This window comes from Halorubrum rubrum (assembly GCF_024494685.1).
Taxonomy (GTDB): Archaea; Halobacteriota; Halobacteria; order Halobacteriales; family Haloferacaceae; genus Halorubrum; species Halorubrum rubrum.
On the sequence record NZ_JANHDM010000001.1, the window covers coordinates 39,581 to 55,953 of the forward strand.

The 16,373-nt window shown below is 68.6% G+C and carries 16 protein-coding genes and 1 tRNA gene; 5 read left to right on the plus strand and 12 right to left on the minus strand.

Translation table 11 applies throughout. The features are described from left to right. Positions 1-17: 17 nt before the first annotated feature. Positions 18-563, plus strand: a complete 546-nt coding sequence (gene pyrE / locus NO889_RS00190) for an orotate phosphoribosyltransferase (protein ID WP_256410245.1) — start codon at positions 18-20, stop codon at positions 561-563. Between the two features lie 14 nt (positions 564-577). On the opposite strand, the gene NO889_RS00195 is transcribed toward pyrE, so the two are convergent. Continuing rightward, positions 578-1,540: an AAA family ATPase gene (locus tag NO889_RS00195; RefSeq protein ID WP_256410246.1), complete on the minus strand. Its 963-nt coding sequence runs from the start codon at positions 1,538-1,540 to the stop codon at positions 578-580. A 203-nt stretch (positions 1,541-1,743) separates the two neighbouring features. On the opposite strand from NO889_RS00195, the gene NO889_RS00200 reads away from it, so the two are divergent. Together NO889_RS00200 and NO889_RS00205 are read left to right on the plus strand one after the other, a co-directional pair. Next, a tRNA-Ser gene (locus NO889_RS00200) sits at positions 1,744-1,828 on the plus strand. 121 nt (positions 1,829-1,949) lie between these two features. Next, positions 1,950-2,315 (plus strand): group I truncated hemoglobin, encoded by a 366-nt coding sequence (locus tag NO889_RS00205; protein ID WP_256410247.1) that lies wholly within the window; start codon positions 1,950-1,952, stop codon positions 2,313-2,315. Positions 2,316-2,348: 33 nt separating this feature from the next. Here NO889_RS00205 and NO889_RS00210 read toward each other — a convergent pair whose 3' ends face one another. Further along, positions 2,349-2,660, minus strand: coding sequence for a DUF8081 domain-containing protein (locus NO889_RS00210; RefSeq protein WP_256410248.1), 312 nt, complete (start codon positions 2,658-2,660; stop codon positions 2,349-2,351). 123 nt (positions 2,661-2,783) lie between these two features. Here NO889_RS00210 and NO889_RS00215 point away from each other — a divergent pair, with 123 nt between their 5' ends. Next, positions 2,784-4,430, plus strand: coding sequence for an alpha-amylase family protein (locus tag NO889_RS00215; protein ID WP_256410249.1), 1,647 nt, complete (start codon positions 2,784-2,786; stop codon positions 4,428-4,430). A 734-nt stretch (positions 4,431-5,164) separates the two neighbouring features. Here NO889_RS00215 and htpX read toward each other — a convergent pair. Then, positions 5,165-6,040, minus strand: a complete 876-nt coding sequence (gene htpX / locus NO889_RS00220) for a zinc metalloprotease HtpX (RefSeq protein ID WP_256410250.1) — start codon at positions 6,038-6,040, stop codon at positions 5,165-5,167. 119 nt (positions 6,041-6,159) lie between these two features. Between htpX and NO889_RS00225 the strand changes: the two genes are divergently transcribed. Continuing rightward, positions 6,160-7,083: an NAD-dependent epimerase/dehydratase family protein gene (locus NO889_RS00225; protein ID WP_256410251.1), complete on the plus strand. Its 924-nt coding sequence runs from the start codon at positions 6,160-6,162 to the stop codon at positions 7,081-7,083. A 27-nt stretch (positions 7,084-7,110) separates the two neighbouring features. On the opposite strand, the gene flaJ is transcribed toward NO889_RS00225, so the two are convergent. The 9 genes from flaJ to cheY form a co-directional block, all read right to left on the minus strand. Further along, the gene (gene flaJ / locus NO889_RS00230; RefSeq protein WP_256410252.1) at positions 7,111-8,847 is read right to left on the minus strand and encodes an archaellar assembly protein FlaJ; all 1,737 of its coding nucleotides are present in this window, start codon (positions 8,845-8,847) and stop codon (positions 7,111-7,113) included. Between the two features lie 27 nt (positions 8,848-8,874). Further along, entirely contained in the window at positions 8,875-10,548 is a 1,674-nt protein-coding gene (locus tag NO889_RS00235; RefSeq protein WP_256410253.1) for a type II/IV secretion system ATPase subunit, read from the minus strand. Positions 10,549-10,602: 54 nt separating this feature from the next. Next, positions 10,603-11,355, minus strand: coding sequence for an archaellum protein ArlH (gene arlH, locus NO889_RS00240; RefSeq protein ID WP_256410254.1), 753 nt, complete (start codon positions 11,353-11,355; stop codon positions 10,603-10,605). After that, positions 11,356-11,841, minus strand: a complete 486-nt coding sequence (gene arlG, locus NO889_RS00245; protein ID WP_256410255.1) for an archaellum stator protein ArlG — start codon at positions 11,839-11,841, stop codon at positions 11,356-11,358. It lies immediately after the preceding gene. Next, a complete protein-coding gene (arlF, locus tag NO889_RS00250) occupies positions 11,842-12,303 on the minus strand; it encodes an archaellum stator protein ArlF (RefSeq protein ID WP_256410256.1) in 462 nt (153 codons plus the stop codon). Then, a complete protein-coding gene (locus NO889_RS00255; RefSeq protein WP_256410257.1) occupies positions 12,293-14,191 on the minus strand; it encodes a FlaD/FlaE family flagellar protein in 1,899 nt (632 codons plus the stop codon). Before NO889_RS00255 ends, arlF begins: the two co-directional genes overlap by 11 nt. 93 nt (positions 14,192-14,284) lie before the next feature. Further along, positions 14,285-14,806: a chemotaxis protein CheD gene (locus tag NO889_RS00260; protein ID WP_256410258.1), complete on the minus strand. Its 522-nt coding sequence runs from the start codon at positions 14,804-14,806 to the stop codon at positions 14,285-14,287. Next, the gene (locus NO889_RS00265) at positions 14,803-16,005 is read right to left on the minus strand and encodes a chemotaxis protein CheC (protein ID WP_256410259.1); all 1,203 of its coding nucleotides are present in this window, start codon (positions 16,003-16,005) and stop codon (positions 14,803-14,805) included. Before NO889_RS00265 ends, NO889_RS00260 begins: the two co-directional genes overlap by 4 nt. Then, complete coding sequence (gene cheY, locus NO889_RS00270; RefSeq protein WP_142986111.1) at positions 16,005-16,361, minus strand: chemotaxis protein CheY; 357 nt, start codon at positions 16,359-16,361, stop codon at positions 16,005-16,007. The genes NO889_RS00265 and cheY overlap by 1 nt, the downstream gene beginning before the upstream one ends. Positions 16,362-16,373 lie beyond the last annotated feature (12 nt).

A 16,373-nucleotide genomic window follows, 5' to 3' on the forward strand; every position in this document is an offset into this window, starting at 1 on the left:
CGCGTTCCGGATCCGACATGACCGACGACGACCGACGGGACGAGCTGATCGCGGCGCTGCGCGCGGCCGACGCAGTCAGGTTCGGCGAGTTCGAGCTCTCACACGGCGGTACGAGCGATTATTACGTCGACAAGTACCTCTTCGAGACCGATCCGGAGTGTCTGAGCCTCATCGCCGACGCGTTCGCCGACCGCCTCGCGGGGACGGACGCGAAACTGGCCGGCGTCGCCCTCGGCGCGGTCCCGCTGGTGGCGGTGACCGCGGAGCGGCTCGGCCGGCCGTACGTCATCGCGCGAAAGCAGGCCAAGGAGTACGGCACCGGCAACCGGATCGAGGGGCGGCTCGAGGCCGGCGAGGAGGTCGTCGTCTTGGAGGACATCGCGACGACGGGACGGTCGGCCGTCGACGCGGTCGAGGCGCTCCGGGAGGCGGGCGCGACCGTCGACCGCGTCCTCGTCGTCGTCGACCGCGAGGAGGGGGCGACGGAGCTGCTGGCCGAGCACGACGTGGAGCTGGAGGCGCTGTTGACGGCCTCGGAGCTGCTCGCCGACCGGGACGCCTGAGTCGGATCCCCCTCTCACGCCTCGGGCGACTCCAGCGTCGGCACCGCGACGCGGTCGAGCGCGTCGGCGATCACGTCGGCCTTCCGCACGTCGTTGACGGTCGCGTCCGGCGTCAACACGAGCCGATGCGCGAGCGTCGGCTCCGCGACGCGTTTCACGTCGTCGGGAGTGAGGAACTCGCGGCCGGCGACGGTCGCGTTCGCGCGGGCGGCCTCGAAGAGCCGCTGGGTCCCGCGGGGGGAGACGCCGACCTCGACTCGACGGTCCTCGCGGGTCCGGTGGACGATGGCGGCCATGTACGCGAGGAGGTCGTCGTCGACGCGGACCGTCTCGGGGACCGCCCGGAGGGCGGCCACGTCCGCGGGGCCGAGGACGCGCTCGACCGTCGGGCTCCGGTCGGTGCGGCCGGCGCGCCGGCGGAGGATCTCGACCTCGCCGGCCTCGTCGGGGTAGCCGAGCGACGTCTTGATCATGAAGCGGTCGAGCTGCGCCTCGGGCAGCGGGAACGCCCCCTCGCTCTCGACGGGGTTCTGGGTCGCGATGACGTAGAAGGGGTCCGGGAGGTCGTGTGTCTCGCCGTCGGCGGTGACCTGGCCCTCCTCCATCGCCTCCAGGAGGGCGGCCTGGGTCTTCGGCGGGGCGCGGTTGATCTCGTCGGCGAGCACGACGTTCGCGAAGATCGGCCCCGGTGAGAACGTGAAGCTGCCGTCGCGCTCGTCGAAGACGTTCGTGCCGGTCACGTCGGAGGGGAGGAGATCGGGCGTGAACTGGATCCGCGAGAACTCTAAGCCGAGCGCGGTCGCGAACGACCGCGCCGAGAGGGTCTTTCCGGTGCCGGGCACGTCCTCCAGGAGGACGTGGCCGCGGGCGATGATCCCGAGCGTGACGCGCTCGAGGAACTCGCGGTCGGCGACGACCGCGGATCCGATCTCCTCTATCACCCGCGAGCAGGCGTCGGCCGCGTCGGGGACGTCCATACGAGCGTCAACGGCGGAGGCGACAAAAGGGTTGTCGCGGGCGGCGGGTCCGGTCGCGGGAGCGATCGTCGGAGCGCGGGAGCGATCGTCGGAGCGCGACCGGCCGCCGGAGCGCAATCGCCGCCGGAGCGCGACCGGCCGCCGGAACGCGGCCCGGCCGCGATCGAAACCCATAACATCGGAAGCGCCGAACCGGGAGACGAGCCGAGGTAGCCTAGCCTGGCCAAGGCGGTAGATTCGAAATCTACTGTCCATTCGGACACCGGAGTTCAAATCTCCGCCTCGGCGCTTTCTCGCGGCCGTCGCTCCGAGAGCCGCGGGTGGCGGATCCGGGCGAGACCGGATCGAGCGGTCGCGCCCGCCCACGCGCCGGCGAAAGAACGATACGGCCGGGAAGTGACCGGATCGTATGCCCGACGGAACGCTGTACGACCGTCTCGGCGGCGAACCGGCCGTCGGCGCGGTCGTCAGCGCGTTCTACGACCGCGTGCTCGACGACGAGCGGGTCCGCCACCACTTCGACGACGTCGACATGGCCGACCAGCGGTCACACCAGACGAAGTTCCTCTCCGCGGTCACCGGCGGCCCGATGCGGTACGAGGGCGACGAGATGGACGTCGCCCACGAGGGGCTCGCGATCACCGACGCCGAGTTCGACGCGGTCGCGACCCATCTCGACGACGCGCTCCGCGAGTTCGACGTCGACGACGCCGACCGCGGGGCGGTGATCGAGGCGGTCGAGGAGTATCGCGACGCGACCGTCGAGGAGGCGTAGCGGGTCAAGTCGGAACGGACCCGTCCTCCGTGCTCAGAGCGGGCGCCCGAGCGACGCCTGCTCGGGGTCGGCGTCGCCGCGGAGCCGCCGCCGGCGCTTGTCGTAGGCCGCCTCGAGCTTGGCGTTCGTCGCCCGCGAGAGCAGATAGAGGTCCGCGGCGCCGTCGTCTCGGGGGTGGGCGGCGGCGACCCAGACGTGGCCGTCGCCCGCCGAGAGGTCGTCGGCCCACCGCTCCGCGGCCTCGCGGCTCTCGAAGGCGTGCCGGGGACCGTCCTCGAAGACGATCCGCCCCACCTTCGCGTTGCGCTTCCGCGCGGAGGGTTTGACCGCGACGACGACGCTCACGACCGGTACTGGGGGCTCATCGATTAAAAACCCCGTCAGACGGGGGTCGAACCGGGAGAGCCGAGCGCCCGCGGGTTCGGCGGATCGAAAGGAATCACACCCCCGGCCGCCCTAGCGGCCCGCATGAGCGATCTCGACTGGTACGAGGACGCGACCGTCTACTCGTTCGACGTGAAGACGTTCGCCGACGGCGACGGGGACGGGTGGGGAGACTTCCGGGGGGCGATCGACCGGCTGCCGTACCTCGAGGAACTCGGCGTCGACGCCGTCTGGGTCCGTCCGTTCTACCCGAGCCCGCTGCGGGACAACGGGTATGACGTCGCCGACTACCGCGCGGTCGACGAGCGGCTCGGAACGCTCGCGGACTTCCGCGAGTTCGCCGAGCGCGCACACGACCGCGGGATCCGCGTGCTCACCGACCTCGTCTTCAACCACACCTCGGTCGACCACGAGTGGTTCCGGCGAGCCCGCGAGGATCCCGAATCGAAGTACCACGACTACTACTGCTGGACGAGCCACCTCGAGGACGCCCACCACCGCGGCAACATCTTCCCGGAGTACGAGGACGGCGTCTGGTCGTACGACGAACTCGCGGGGAAACACTACTTCCATCAGTTCTACTCCCACCAGCCCGACCTCAACGTGGCGAACCCCGCGGTCCGCGAGGAGCTGTACGACGTGCTCCGTTTCTGGCTCGGCCAGGGCGCGGACGGGTTCCGGATCGACGCCGCCCACCCCATGCTCATGCCGAAGGGGCATAACGCGACGACGCTCGAGGACACCGAGCTCGACGAGCCGATCGACCTGTTCAAACGGATGCGTGAGGTCGTCGAGGCCGAGCAGTCCGACGCCGTCCTGCTGGCGGAGGCCGACGACGAGCCCGAGCACCTCGACTACTACTTCGGCGAGGGCGAGGCGTTCCACCTCCAGTTCAACTTCGTGATGAACGCCCACCTCACGTACGCGGTCGGCGTGCGCGACGCGTGGCCGCTCTACCGGGCCCACGAGATCCTGCCCGACGTCGGAGGGGTCGGCGGCTGGGTGAACTTCCTGCGGAACCACGACGAGTGGAACCTGCTGAAGCTGCCCGAGGAGGCGTTCGAACACGCCCGCGAGTACTTCGGCGACGACGCGGGCGACTCGTGGATCTTCGAGCGGGGCCACAGGCTCCGGCTCGCGGACCTCTACGACGGCGACCGCGACCGGATCGCGTTGGCCCACAGCCTGCTGTTCTCCCTGCCGGGTTCCGTCGCGCTCCAGTCGGGCGACGAGATCGGTATGGGCGCGGACCTCTCCCTCCCCGAGCGCGAGGCGGTCCGCACGCCGATGCAGTGGGACGACTCGAGGAACGGCGGCTTCTCGACGGCCGACCCCGACGACTGTTACAACCCCGTCGTCGACGAGGGACCGTACGCGTACGACCGGGTGAACGTCGCCGCCCAGCGCGACGATCCCGACTCGCTGCTCTCGCGGATCACGGCGCTCTCGCACGCCCGCGACCGCTGCCCGGCCATCGCCCGCGGCGACTTCCGGATCGTCGACGCGGAGCCGAAGGAGGTGTGGGCCCACCGCTTCGACCACGAGGACGACGTCCTGTTGTGCGCGCACAACTTCGCCGCGGAGCCGCACGACGCCGTCTTCGGGTTCGACGTCGACCCCGACGCGGCCGAGCGCGTCGTCGGCGACGGCGACTACCGGGTCGCCGACGGCGGGGTCACGGTCGAGTTGGGCGCTCACGAGTACGTCTGGCTGCGCGGCGAGAAGCGGTAGGGCGGGCGACGCGAGGGGGTACCAGGGTAACAGGGGACCGTGTCATACGCCTTCCTGAGCCGCGGTGAATCGATCGTACGGATGAGAGACTGAGCGATCACGGTGGCGCGCCTCCGAGCGAGCCATCGGCTCGCGAGGAGCCCGCGAGGGACGCCACGAGCGCTTGAAAAGCGCGAGTGGCGAGGCTGGGGAGGCGTGAGGTGCCGGGCTGTGCGGTTTGGGTGGGACTCAAAGGGGCAGTCGCGATTCCCGCGAGCGTAGCGAGCGGGAAGTCGAGAGACGAAGTCTCTCGGAAGGACGAATCACGGCGACGTAAGCAGCGTGGCGCTACGCGCCACGGGCAGCCGGCGGCGGAGCTGCCGGCGACACCGCAGCGAAGGAGCAACGCGACTGAGCGAGGCGCACAGCGAGCCGCGCGAGTCGTGCGAGGGCGACCGACGGGAGCCCTCGACTGGCGAACGGCGAAGCCGTGAGCCCTCGCGACTGGGGCTTTGGAGATGTTCACCGCGCCAACAACGACGTACAGCCGAGCGACTGGGGCTTTGGCGTGTTCACCGCGACAGCAACGATCTCGTCTCGATCACGTAGATCACCATCGAAACGGTCGTACCGCTACGACTCCGGAGGTAAGTCACCGAAGTAGGGTGCGGAACGGAATCTCCGAGAACCGTTCCGTGAGAGCCGGAGAAATCAGTCGATTCGTCGCAAAGGAGGGAGGAGGTCCGACCCGTCTATCAGGCCGTCTCCATCTCGCGTTCGAGCTCGCGGAGCCGGTCGATCCGCTTCTCGGTCGGCGGGTGCGTGGAGGCGATCCGGCTGAGGAAGCCCGCGCGGATCGGGATGATGAAGAAGGCGTTCATTTCGGCGCTGCCGTCGCGGAGGTCCCGGTCGGGGACGCGGTCCATCCGGCCGTCGATGCTGACGAGCGCGGACGCCAGCGCGCCGGGCTTGCCGGTGATGACCGCCGCGCCGCGGTCCGCGGTGTACTCGCGGTAGCGCGAGAGCGCGCGGATGAGCAGGAAGGAGACGATCCAGACGACGATCGACACCGCGATGGCGACGATCACGGGCGCGCCGCCCTGCCGGTTGTTCCCGCCGAAGAGCCACCCCCAGCGCACGATGAAGAAGGCGATGGTCGAGAGGAACGACGCGATGGTCATCACCATCACGTCGCGGTTCTTCACGTGGGCGAGCTCGTGGGCGAGCACGCCGTCCAGCTCGTCGTCGTCGAGCGTCCTCAGGAGTCCCGTCGTCACCGCGACGGTCGCGTTCTTCTTGTTCCGGCCGGTCGCGAACGCGTTCGGCACGTTCGTGTCGGCGACGGCCACCGTCGGCTTCGGGAGGTCGGCCTGCTGGGAGAGGCGCTCGACCCGGCGGTGGAGATCGGGGTACTCCTCGGCGCTCACCTCGCGCGCGCCCATCCCCCGGAGCGCGAGCTTGTCGCTGAAGAAGTACTGTGCGACGGCGAACCCGCCGAGCATGACCATCGGGAACAGGAAGTCCCCGAAGTACAGGCTCAACACGCCGATGAACACGACGTAGAGGGCGAAGAGGAGGAACATCGTGAACGCCATGCGCCCACGCAGTCCCCAGTCGGTGTCCCACTGCATGCCCGGAGGTAACCGCTCGGCGCGGTAAAGCCTACCGGAGGCGGGCGATCCGCGGGAGGGTTCGAGGGGGCCGCCCCGGACACCGTCGTCCTTTAGTCCGCCTCGGCCGAGCCTCGGACATGGCAACGGTCCTGGTCACGGGCGGGCGCGGGGCGTCGGGGCGGTGGGTGGTCGACCGGCTCGCGGACGAGCACGCGGTGGTCGTCGTCGATCGCGAGCATCCGGGCCTTGCCGTCGATCCGGCCCCGCACGTCTCGTTTCGCGCCGCCGACCTCGCCGACCGCGGCGAGGCGCTCGACGTCGTCCACGCGGTCGATCCCGACGCCGTCGTCCACTGGGCGGCGATCCCGGTCGCGGGCACGCACCCCGACGGCCGCGTGTTCGAGACGAACGTGCTCGTCGCCCACAACGTCCTGACCGCCGCGGGGCGCGCCGACGCCCCGGTCGTCCAGGCGTCGAGCGACGGCGCGTACGGCTTCTTCTTCGCCGAGCCCACGCCGCTGCCGGACGCGCTGCCGGTGACCGAGGAGCACCCGCTGCGGCCCGAGGACCCCTACGGGCTCTCGAAGGTGACCGCGGAGGAGACGGCGGCTGCCGTCGCCCGCCGGCACGGGAGCCCCGCGGTCTCGGTTCGCCCCTCGTGGATCCAGTACCCCGGCGCGTACGCCTGCCGGGAGGCGGGGTACGTGGAGGACCTCGCGGCCGGCGCGGGCAACTTCTGGTCGTACGTGGACGCCCGCGACGTGGCCGATCTCGTCGCCGTCGCGGTCGACGACCTCCTCGGCGACGACCCCGTCGTCGAGCCGGGAACCCACGAGGCGGTCAACTGCGTCGCCGCCGACAACGCGCTCGGCCGACCCCTGCTCGACCTCCTGCGGGAGGCGTACGGCGGGGTTCCCGACGAGTGCGCGGTCGCCGAGGGCGACGACCGCGGCGCGTACTCGGTCGCGAAGGCGAACCGGCTGTTCGGCTGGGAGCCGGATCGTTCGTGGCGGGAGGCGGCGGAGGCGGACGTGGCGGAGCCGGCGCTGTTCGACGTGTAGGCCGGAAACGTTGCTTCGAACCGAGCCTCAGATCGAGAGGATCGCGTTCACGAGCGTCCGGGTCGCGATCGCGGTGGCCGCCCCGAGCCACGTCAGCAACACGAAGTGGATGTAGCCGTTCGCGGGATTGCCGCCGTCGATCTTGCGGATCATCTGCGAGGAGAGCGCGGCGTTGAAGAGGACGACGGTGAGAAGCAGGTACTCGATGAGCGGGATGTCGTACGCGCCGGGGTAAACGATCTGGCCGATGTCCATCTGGTCGATCTCGAAGTCGGCGGTCAACTCGGCGAGGATGGCGACGATCTCCAGCCCGATGAAGAAGGCGAACGTCGCCGCCGCCGTGATCCCGTACAGGAGGCCGATGAACGTCACCGCCGACTGCCGGCGCTGCTCGCGGAGCTGGTTTGCGGCGTTCATGTTCGCCGAGATCAGCTCGCCGAGCAGCTTCGGGTCCCCGCCCATCCGCCGGCCGACGAGGTACATCTCGGAGAACTTCTGGATGAGGTACGACCGCGTGTCACGCGAGAACGCTCGCCACGCGCCCTCGGTGCTGATACGCATGTTGAGCCGGCGATACAGTCGAGTGATCGCCGGCGAGAGCGCACCGAAGTCCTTGTCGCGAAGCGTGGTCAACACGTCGGAGGTCGTCGACTGCTTCGCGCTCTCGGTCGCGCCCAGCGCCCGGACGAAGGAGGGGAACTCCCCGTCGCGAGCGGTGATGGCCTGCTCTTCGGTCCGGAGGATCGCGCCGGTCAGGAAAAGCGGGGTGACGGGGACCGCGATGTACAGCGGGAGCCGGACGTCCTCGAGGAAAAAGAGGAGTCCGGGCAGTCCCGGCCCGTACCCGAACATCCCCGCGGCGGTGAAGCCGATGAGCAGAAACGAGAGCCCGGCACCGATCCCCAACGACGCCCACAGCTTCAGGTCGCCGGGCGCGCGCTCCTCCGGGTGATACCAGATCGGGTCGTACGGCGAGGTCGCCCGGATCATCGCGTAGAAGCCGAGCTGAACGAAGACGAAGAGGACGATGACGGCCGCGACCGTCGCGGTAGGGTCGTTGCCCGTCAGGATCGGGAGCACGATGGCGAACACCAACGCGAACGTCATCGAGAGGATCATCGACATGTACAGGTCCTTCATCACCTCCAGGTTCGACAGCGACGACTCGTAGAGCGTCTCGTACTGGGCCAACATCACGTCCTGTTCGGAGACGAGGAAGTCCTCCAGCGACTGGCCGGCCCCGAGGGTGTAGCCGAGCCGGTCGAAGAAGTCGGCCATGGCGTCGGAGGGAACCTCCTTGGCGCGCCGGCGACACGCGTCGTCGAGGCTCTGGTTCCAGGTGTCGACGAGGTGAACGACGCGACCGATCTCCTCGGCTGCGACGCCGTACTCCTCCTCTTTTGCCAGCGTCCGGAACACCTCCATGCGGTCGATGTTCGTCGTCGACAGCACGGTCATGTGCGTCATCACGAGGTGGAGCTGGTTGTCGATCCGGTTCTCGACGCCGCTGAGGTAGATCTTTGGGTAGACGACCGCCGACACGAGCGTGAGCGCGCCGAACATCGGGATCGGCACCCGCGCGGCGAGGGGTAACGGGAGGACGAACGCCCCGACCACGGTGGCCGCGAACACGAGGACCGCCGGGACGAGCACGTACCCGACGTACTGCCGCTTGGAGATGTCGAGCTTCTCGTAGGATTCGAGCACCTCCTCCGTGAGCCGCATCGCGGTCGCGAGCCCGTCTCCCGCCGCTTTCACGTTCATTTGCTCACCGGATACATGCTCGTGAGCTCACCTGACGTTTCGGTGCATCTCGAAGGGAAGCCCCTCGACGCCGTCGCGCTGGAAGGCGTCGATCGCCTGGTTCACCTCGTGGTAGCCCAGGACTCCCTCCTGGATCATCCGCTCTATCAGCTCCGCGCGGAACGCGAGGTCGTCGTAGATGTCGCGGGTGTCCGCGTATCCCAGAAGCGTCGCGATCTGATCTTCTAACACGTAGGAGTTGTTCATCCCCTGGAAGACGATCTCGTCTTCGACCGGGTCCCAACTGAACACCTCGCGGGTGACGACCCCCTCCATCTCCTTGGAGTACCCCTCGATCTCTTGAACGCTCGTCACCCGGCGCAACACCTCGTCGCCCTGTTTCACCCGGTTCTGGAACAGCGCCACGTCGGCGTTGTCCATGAACGTCTCGGGGACGTTGATCGGCTCGGAGGTGAACCGCTGGATCATCGAGACGATGTCGGAAGCGTGGAACGTCAGCATGATGGGGTGACCCGTCTGGGCCGCCTGGAACGCCATCCGCCCCTCCGCACCCCGAACCTCCCCCACGACGATGTAGTCGGGGCGCGACCGGAGCGCGGCGGCGACCAGATCGAACATGTCGACGTCGGAGGATCCCTCGCCGCCGCCCTCGCGGGTCAGGAGCTGCTGCCAGGTGTTGTGCGGCGGGACGACCTCCGCGGTGTCCTCGGCGGTGTATATCTTCGAGTCCTGCGGGATGTACGAGAGGATGGCGTTCAGCGTCGTCGTCTTCCCGGACGCGGTCTCCCCGACGACGAAGACGGTCTGTTCGTTCTCCAGACACAGCCAGAGATACGCCGCGAGCTGCGGCGAGAGCGTTCCCCAGTTCGTGATCTGGTTGACCGAAAGCGGAACGTCCTCGCCCTGTCGGATGGTGAGCGAGGAGCCCTTAAGCGAGACGTCGTCGGAGTAGATGATGTTGATACGCGACCCGTCGGGCAGCGTCGAGTCGACGATGGGATCGGAATCGGAGAGCGGGTCGCCGATCCGCTCGCCCATGTTGCGCAGCCAGCTGTCGAACTCCTGGGGCGTCCCGAAGTCGACGGTGGTCTCGAGCATGCCGAACGTGCCGTGATCGACGTGACACTCGTGGGGACCGATCACGTGAATGTCCTCGTTGGCCGGGTCGCGCATCACGGGTTCGAGCGGGCCGAGTCCCACGATATCTCGGTTGAGCCGGTATCGGATGCTCTCGTAGGTTTCCTCGGTGACCGACAGCTTGCCGACGTTGAGAAGCTTCGAGGCGGTCGATCGCCAGCCGGCCTGACCGTTCTGGATGTAGGTGACGTCCTCGAGTAACTCCTCGATGAGGTCGTCGTACTCGGACTCGGAGGCCGGAGCGGAGTGGCCGCCGCTGGCGGCGAGGAGCTTGTTTTTCACCCGATTGAGGACGGTCGCTTGCGGCCCGGACATCTCCGGTTCGATGGCGTAGTACTTCGTCTCCTGCCCGAGGTCGCCGTACACGTGACAGTAGATCGGTCCGCCCACCGGGTAGAGCACGTTCGGCCGGTCCGACTCGTACTCCTCTTTGGGCTCCTCGACGAAGAGCGGGAACTCCCCGGTTATCTGTTTGAACTCCTTGAGGTGCTCTCTGAGGTGGGGTCGGCGCATGGCGGCCTTCCGGAGCTCGTCGGACGGTTTCGCCGTGCCGTGTTCGGTCATCGTTCGTGTCTCGTTGTGTCAGTTCTCGCCGGAGATGCCCTCTCGGCGGTCGCCTCAGGCGACACTGCGGCTCTCGATGACGATCCCCGTCCCGGAGCGGACGGAGAAGCCGATGGTGTCGCCGACCTGTTCGCCCATGCCCGCGAAGCGTTTCACGTTGATCTGCCGGCGGATGTCGTTGCCGACCTCGATCATCTGGAGCTGAATGAAGACGTCGGCGATCGACCGGAACGGCCCGATCGCGTCGTCGTCGACGGCGGACGGGTCGACCGTGAGGACGACGATCTTCCCCTGTGAGATGATCTCCCGGAAGAAGGAGATGATCTCGAGTGCCGCCTGTCGTTCCTCGTTCTTCCGGACGAGCGCCTCGAAGGTGGGGTCGTTCCGGAAGATCGCGTCGAACGTGTCGAGGAAGATCACGTCCGAGCGCCACATCGCCTCCGCGTTCATCAGTCGCTTGAGAAGCTCTTTGCGCTCGCCGTCGTCGTCGGAGAACGCCCCGCCGGAATCGAAGTCGGCGTGTAAAAAGAGCAGCTCCTCGTTCAAAAGCGGCTTCACCACGTCGTACTCCAGCGAGTGCATCTGGTCGATGAACCCGCGGACGGTGAGCTCCGTCGACATCAGCGTCACCGACGCGCCCTCCTGGACCAGTCCGTAGGAGAACCGCTGGGACATCGCGCTCTTTCCCGCGCCGTAATCGCCCTCGATGAGCACGATGCTCCCGCGCGGGATCCCGCCGCCAAGCTCCTTGTTCAGCCGGTCGCGCTCGGCCAGCCCCAACGGCAGCAGGTTGTCGACGCGGGGCATCTACTCCTCCACCCGGAACTGGAACAGCTCCTCGTCTCCGTTCACCGTGAGGTACACCCGGTGGTCGCTCGGCTCGCCCGCGGGGTCGACGCCGACCACGTCGAGGTCGATCGTGAGCCGGAGCACGTCGCCGCGGCTCCAGGCGGTCGCGCCGTCGACGGAGACGACCTCGCCGGTCGTCGCGTCCGGCCGCACGTACTGGCCGTCGAAGACGACGTCGACCCCCGAGCCGTCCGGAGCCAGCCGCTGCGTGCCGGTGTTCTTCACGAGAAGGGTGACGTTGTTCTCGGTTCCGTTGTACACCCCGCCGTTGGGATCCGAGATCACCGTCACGTCCGTGCGGAGCTGCTGTGTCGCGTCCAGACTGCCGTCCTCGACGGCCGAGCTCACCCGGTCGACGCCGGTGGTGACCGTCCCGACGACCCCGGCAGCGATCACGAGGCTGGCGACGAACAGGATCAGATGAGAGACCGGAACGCTCGCCATCTACGCGGTCACCCCCGTCGCGTCGCGGACGCCGGATTCGACGACGAGCACGACGCGCGAGTCGTTCGTGACCGTCGTCTCGAGGGAGTCTCCGTCGACCTCGATCGAGAGCCTCTCGCCGCCGAGCCACAGGTCCGTCTCGCCGTCGCCGTCGACGGTCGTGGTCGCGTCGGCGACGTCGACGTACTCGTTGTCGACGACGAGCGTCGTGTCGCTCACGACGAGCCCGACGGATCCCTCGTTGATCGCGTTCACGACGAGCACCTCGTTCCCGCTCGTGTCGAGCGTGGCAGAGTCGATCGTAACGGCCGTGTTCTGTCGTTCGAGCGCCCGTTCGTGAACGTCGCGTTCGCCCTCCGCGACACGGTCGAACCCGTTGGCTGCGACGGGATAGAAGGCGGTGAACGCGAAGAACATCCCCGCGACGATGATGGCCGTCGACGCCGAGACGCTAACGCCCATCTCCCCACCCTCCGTCCGCCGGGTCGGCGCGGTCGGGCTGCGGATCCGGGTCGTTCATCGGTCGAGGTGAGGTCCCGTTCCGGCCGCGACCGGTCTCGGTTCGCGACCGGCGCTCGCGGTCGTCCCGCCGGTCCGCGCCGTTCCGTCGCTCGCGGACGCTCTCCGATCGTTCGTGGGTACTCTCCGATCGTCCGTTGGCGCTCTCCGATCGGTCGTTGGCGCTCTCCGCGGTTCCGGCGGACGGCCGGTTCCGTCGTTCGCGACCACGGGACCGGCGGGTGGACGCCGGCGGCCCGCCATCGACGATCGATCCGCCCGCGAGGTCGTCCCAGCGGTCGAGGAGGACCAGGTGTCCCCCCGTCCCGTTGAGTTGCGTGATGTATCGTAGACTCCGGGTGTGGTGTTCACGGACCAACCGGTCGGTCCCCGGTCGGTCGACGAGGTTGCGGTCGATCGTGCCGAAACCCGAGAGGAAGTCCCGGAGCCGAGCTGCGGCGTCGGGACCGACCCACTCGATGCGCTCGTAGTAGTTCACCGCGCGAACCGCGTCGGTGACGTCGCTCTCGGAGACGAGGAACTCCAGCCACTCCATCACGAGCAGGTCGCCGAGGTAGTCGCCGGGAAGCTCGGTGAGATACGGTTTCCCGCGCCGGCCCGAGAGGTCGTCGCGGCCGACGTACTCGAACCCGTCGGCGTTCGCCTCGGCGGGATCGCCGCCCGGCGTCGGGCCACGAGACCCGGCGGGCTTCGGATCGGACTCCGTGTCGACGGGGTCGTCTCCGGGTTCCTCGTCGCCGAGCGCGCCGACGTCGTCGCCGAGACCACCGTCGAAGCCGTCGTTCCCGGTGCCGTCGTCGAGGTCGTCGTCGAACGGGTCGGCCCCGTCCTCGAAGGCGTCCTCCTCGGACGCCGTCTCGTCGCCGGCGTCGTCGGCCCAGTCGGCCTCTCCGGCGTCGTACTCCTCTTTGAGTTCGCTGAAGCTCTTTCCGTCGTCGTTCATGTCGTCGTCTTCCTCCGCCGGTTCGGTCTCTGACGCGGCGTCGGCGGGTTCGCCGTCGTCCGGTTCGCCGTTCGATTCGTCCCCGTCGTCCGCCTCCTCGAGGGCGTCGAAGTCGTCGCCGAGGTCGTCGTCGAGCAGCTCCTCGTCGAAGAACCCGTCCGCGTCCGCGCTCGCGACGTCGTCGTCGAGCTCCGCGTCGGCCTCGTCCTCGTCCGCGTCGTCGAAGAGGCCGAAGGAGTTCTCCGCGGCACCGCCGTCGTTGAAGCCGCTTGACTCGTCGACGAACGGATTGATCCCGCGGGTGACCATCTCGTAGATGTCGAGGAGGTTCCGGACGTCCTCCTCGATGTCGTCGACCGCGGCGGAGATCTCCTCGTTCTCCGAGCGCACCGTCGACACCGTCGAGGAGAGGGTGGCGACCTCGGCCTCGAGATCGTCGAGGCGCTTTTCCAACTCGTCGGTGTCGGAGCCGCCACCGCCGTCGTCGAAGCCCTCGTCCCACTCGTCCATGCCGTCGAAGTCGTCGAAGCCGCCGTCACCCATCCCGCCGCCCATTCCATCACCGCTCATGCCGCCACCCATACCACTCGTGCCGCCACCACCCATCCCGCTACCGCCGCCCATTCCATCACCGCTCATGCCGCCGCCCATCCCGCTACCGCCGCCCATTCCATCACCGCTCATGCCGCCGCCCATCCCGCTACCGCCGCCCATCCCGCTACCGCCGCCTCCTCCCATTCCACCGCCGCCGAAGACGTCGTCGCCACCGTCCGCGTCGTCGCCGTCGTCATCAAGGAATCGGTCGAGAACGCTCGCACCGACGAGCCCCAGTGTGGCGACTGTCCAAACGACCGTCGAGACGCCCGACACCGATAGTTCGAGGCCCATTGATCACAGCAATCGCCAGACGACACTTCAACCCACTCCTCAAAATATCAGGCGTGAGAACACAGGTAGTGGCGGGATCGGCCACGCAGGGCCTTACAACGTGCGCTCGAAGCCGTCCGCCGCCCGGACGGCGACCTCGCCGCCGGGGAGGAACCGCACCGTCCGGCCGACGGCATCGCCGACGTCGCTGGCGACGATCGGAATGCCGGCGCGTTCCAGGCTTTCGCGGGCCCTTTCGACGTTCCGCGGACCGACGGCGGCCGTGAGATCGAGCATCTCCGCGCCGCCGACGAGCCGTGCCTCGAGCCGACCGGGCGACCCGCCGGCCGACGCCAGTTCGTCGACGAGCGTCTCGAGTCCCGAGTCGACGTACTTCGCCGGGCGAGGCGTGTAAGAGACGGTCCCGTCCGCGGACGGGAGCATGGCGTGTAACAATCCACGCGTGTCGGTCTCCGGATCGACGAGCGCGACCGCGACACAGGAGCCGAGGCCGCTCGTCATCAGAACCGCGCCGTCGTTCACCACGGCGAGATCGCCGACGCCGACCTTCACGCGCCGGGGGGGCTCGCCCCGGTCCGAAGCGGTCCGATCCCCCGACGGCGTGGGGTGGCTCATGTCTCGGAGAGTCGTTCGAGCACCGCCGCCAGTTCGCGCTCGTCGGGGAGCGCGTACACGTCACACCGCGCCTGAACGCCCTCCGTCCGGATGGCGGCGTCGATGACGAACCCGTAGTCCTGGCGTCGGCTCAACGAGGCGACCAGCGGGCTGACCGTCGCCGATCCGATGTCGTGAACGAACTCCGGCGGGGAGTGCGAGATGGACGTGCCGAGGACGTTCGCCCAGCCGTCGATGAACCCGCTCGTCATCACGTTGCCGAGCTCACAGAGCGCGTTCTCGGCCATCTCGCCGAGCGGCTCGTCCGGTTCCATCGGGAGCATCGCCTCGGCGATCGCGGCCGCCGACTCCTCCGAGAAGAGGATCGCGAGGTAGCCGCTCGGCTCGCCCCGAAGCTCGAAGACGGTGCCCGCGTGCGGTTCCGTGCCGACCTCGCTCGGAACGTCCGCGAGGGGGACGAACCGGAGCCGACTCACGTCGACGGTGGTCTCGAGGCCGGTCATCATTCCGATGTTGTCGGCGGCGTTCGCCGAGCCGCGCTTCGCCAGCGACGCGAACGTCGAGAGCGACTCGTACGGGACCGCGGTGGTGGTCGTCCCGCCCGCGGAGCCGCCGGCGCCTTCCGCACCCGCGGTCGCCGCCGTGGCGGTCTTGCCGACCACCAGATCCCGGAACGGCCCGGAGTCGGGGAGCATGTAGATCGAGAAGTCGAGGTCGGTCCCCGTCGCGTCGAGCCGGCTCTCGAAGAGGAAGACGCCGTCCCCGGCGAGCGCCCCGTCCGGCAGCACCGCCGCGCCGTCCGCCTCGAAGTACCGCGGCGGCGTCATGTCGATCGCCCGCCCGAGGTAGTTGGCCCAGCCGTCGAGGAACCCGCCGAGCGCGATGTTTCCGACCTCGGTCACCGCGCTTCGCCCCATCGACGCGCCGCCGGGCAGCACCGAGAGCAGTCCGTCGATCTGTTCGGCGTCGAACGCGAGCACGGCCGCACCCTCGAGGCCGCCGTCGAGCCCGACGCGCACGCCGATCGACTCGCGGCCGGCGAAGGCCTCCGCGAGGTCCTCGCCGGTGGCGACGCTCGCGCCCGTGACCTCGACCGCGAGGTCCGACCCCGTCAGCTCGCCCAGCGCGTTGGCGGCGCGTTCGGCACCGCGCTCGGCGAGCCGGTTACACGCGCCGAGCGCTCGAACGTCGACGCGCATCAGACGGCCGACCCGATGGCGTCGAGGACGTTCGGCTTCTGGAACGGCTTCGTGATGTACCCCTCCGCGCCGGCTTTGATCGCCGCCTTCATCTTCTCCTCCTGGCCGACGCTGGTACACATGATCACCGTCGCCTCCGGGTCGTCGCCTTTGATCTCCGTCGTCGCCTCGATCCCGTCGCGGATGGGCATCACGATGTCCATCATCACGAGGTCGGGACCGTGTTCGTCGTACATGTTCACCGCCTCCACCCCGTTCTCCGCCTCGCCGACGATCTCGAACTCCCCCTCAAGGATCTCACGGAGCAGGTTCCGCATGAACTCCGAATCGTCCGCGATGAGCACGCGCTTCGCCATATACACGAACTC

Coding starts and splice junctions, on each gene's coding strand:
- NO889_RS00225 (WP_256410251.1), top strand. CDS start 6,160: ATGGCAACGGTCCTGGTCACGGGCGGGCGCGGGGCGTCGGGGCGGTGG.
- NO889_RS00260 (WP_256410258.1), bottom strand. CDS start 14,806: ATGAGCCACCCCACGCCGTCGGGGGATCGGACCGCTTCGGACCGGGGC.
- flaJ (WP_256410252.1), bottom strand. CDS start 8,847: ATGAACGTGAAAGCGGCGGGAGACGGGCTCGCGACCGCGATGCGGCTC.
- arlH (WP_256410254.1), bottom strand. CDS start 11,355: ATGCCCCGCGTCGACAACCTGCTGCCGTTGGGGCTGGCCGAGCGCGAC.
- cheY (WP_142986111.1), bottom strand. CDS start 16,361: ATGGCGAAGCGCGTGCTCATCGCGGACGATTCGGAGTTCATGCGGAAC.
- arlF (WP_256410256.1), bottom strand. CDS start 12,303: ATGGGCGTTAGCGTCTCGGCGTCGACGGCCATCATCGTCGCGGGGATG.
- pyrE (WP_256410245.1), top strand. CDS start 18: ATGACCGACGACGACCGACGGGACGAGCTGATCGCGGCGCTGCGCGCG.
- NO889_RS00235 (WP_256410253.1), bottom strand. CDS start 10,548: ATGACCGAACACGGCACGGCGAAACCGTCCGACGAGCTCCGGAAGGCC.
- NO889_RS00255 (WP_256410257.1), bottom strand. CDS start 14,191: ATGGGCCTCGAACTATCGGTGTCGGGCGTCTCGACGGTCGTTTGGACA.
- NO889_RS00195 (WP_256410246.1), bottom strand. CDS start 1,540: ATGGACGTCCCCGACGCGGCCGACGCCTGCTCGCGGGTGATAGAGGAG.
- NO889_RS00215 (WP_256410249.1), top strand. CDS start 2,784: ATGAGCGATCTCGACTGGTACGAGGACGCGACCGTCTACTCGTTCGAC.
- arlG (WP_256410255.1), bottom strand. CDS start 11,841: ATGGCGAGCGTTCCGGTCTCTCATCTGATCCTGTTCGTCGCCAGCCTC.
- htpX (WP_256410250.1), bottom strand. CDS start 6,040: ATGCAGTGGGACACCGACTGGGGACTGCGTGGGCGCATGGCGTTCACG.
- NO889_RS00265 (WP_256410259.1), bottom strand. CDS start 16,005: ATGCGCGTCGACGTTCGAGCGCTCGGCGCGTGTAACCGGCTCGCCGAG.
- NO889_RS00205 (WP_256410247.1), top strand. CDS start 1,950: ATGCCCGACGGAACGCTGTACGACCGTCTCGGCGGCGAACCGGCCGTC.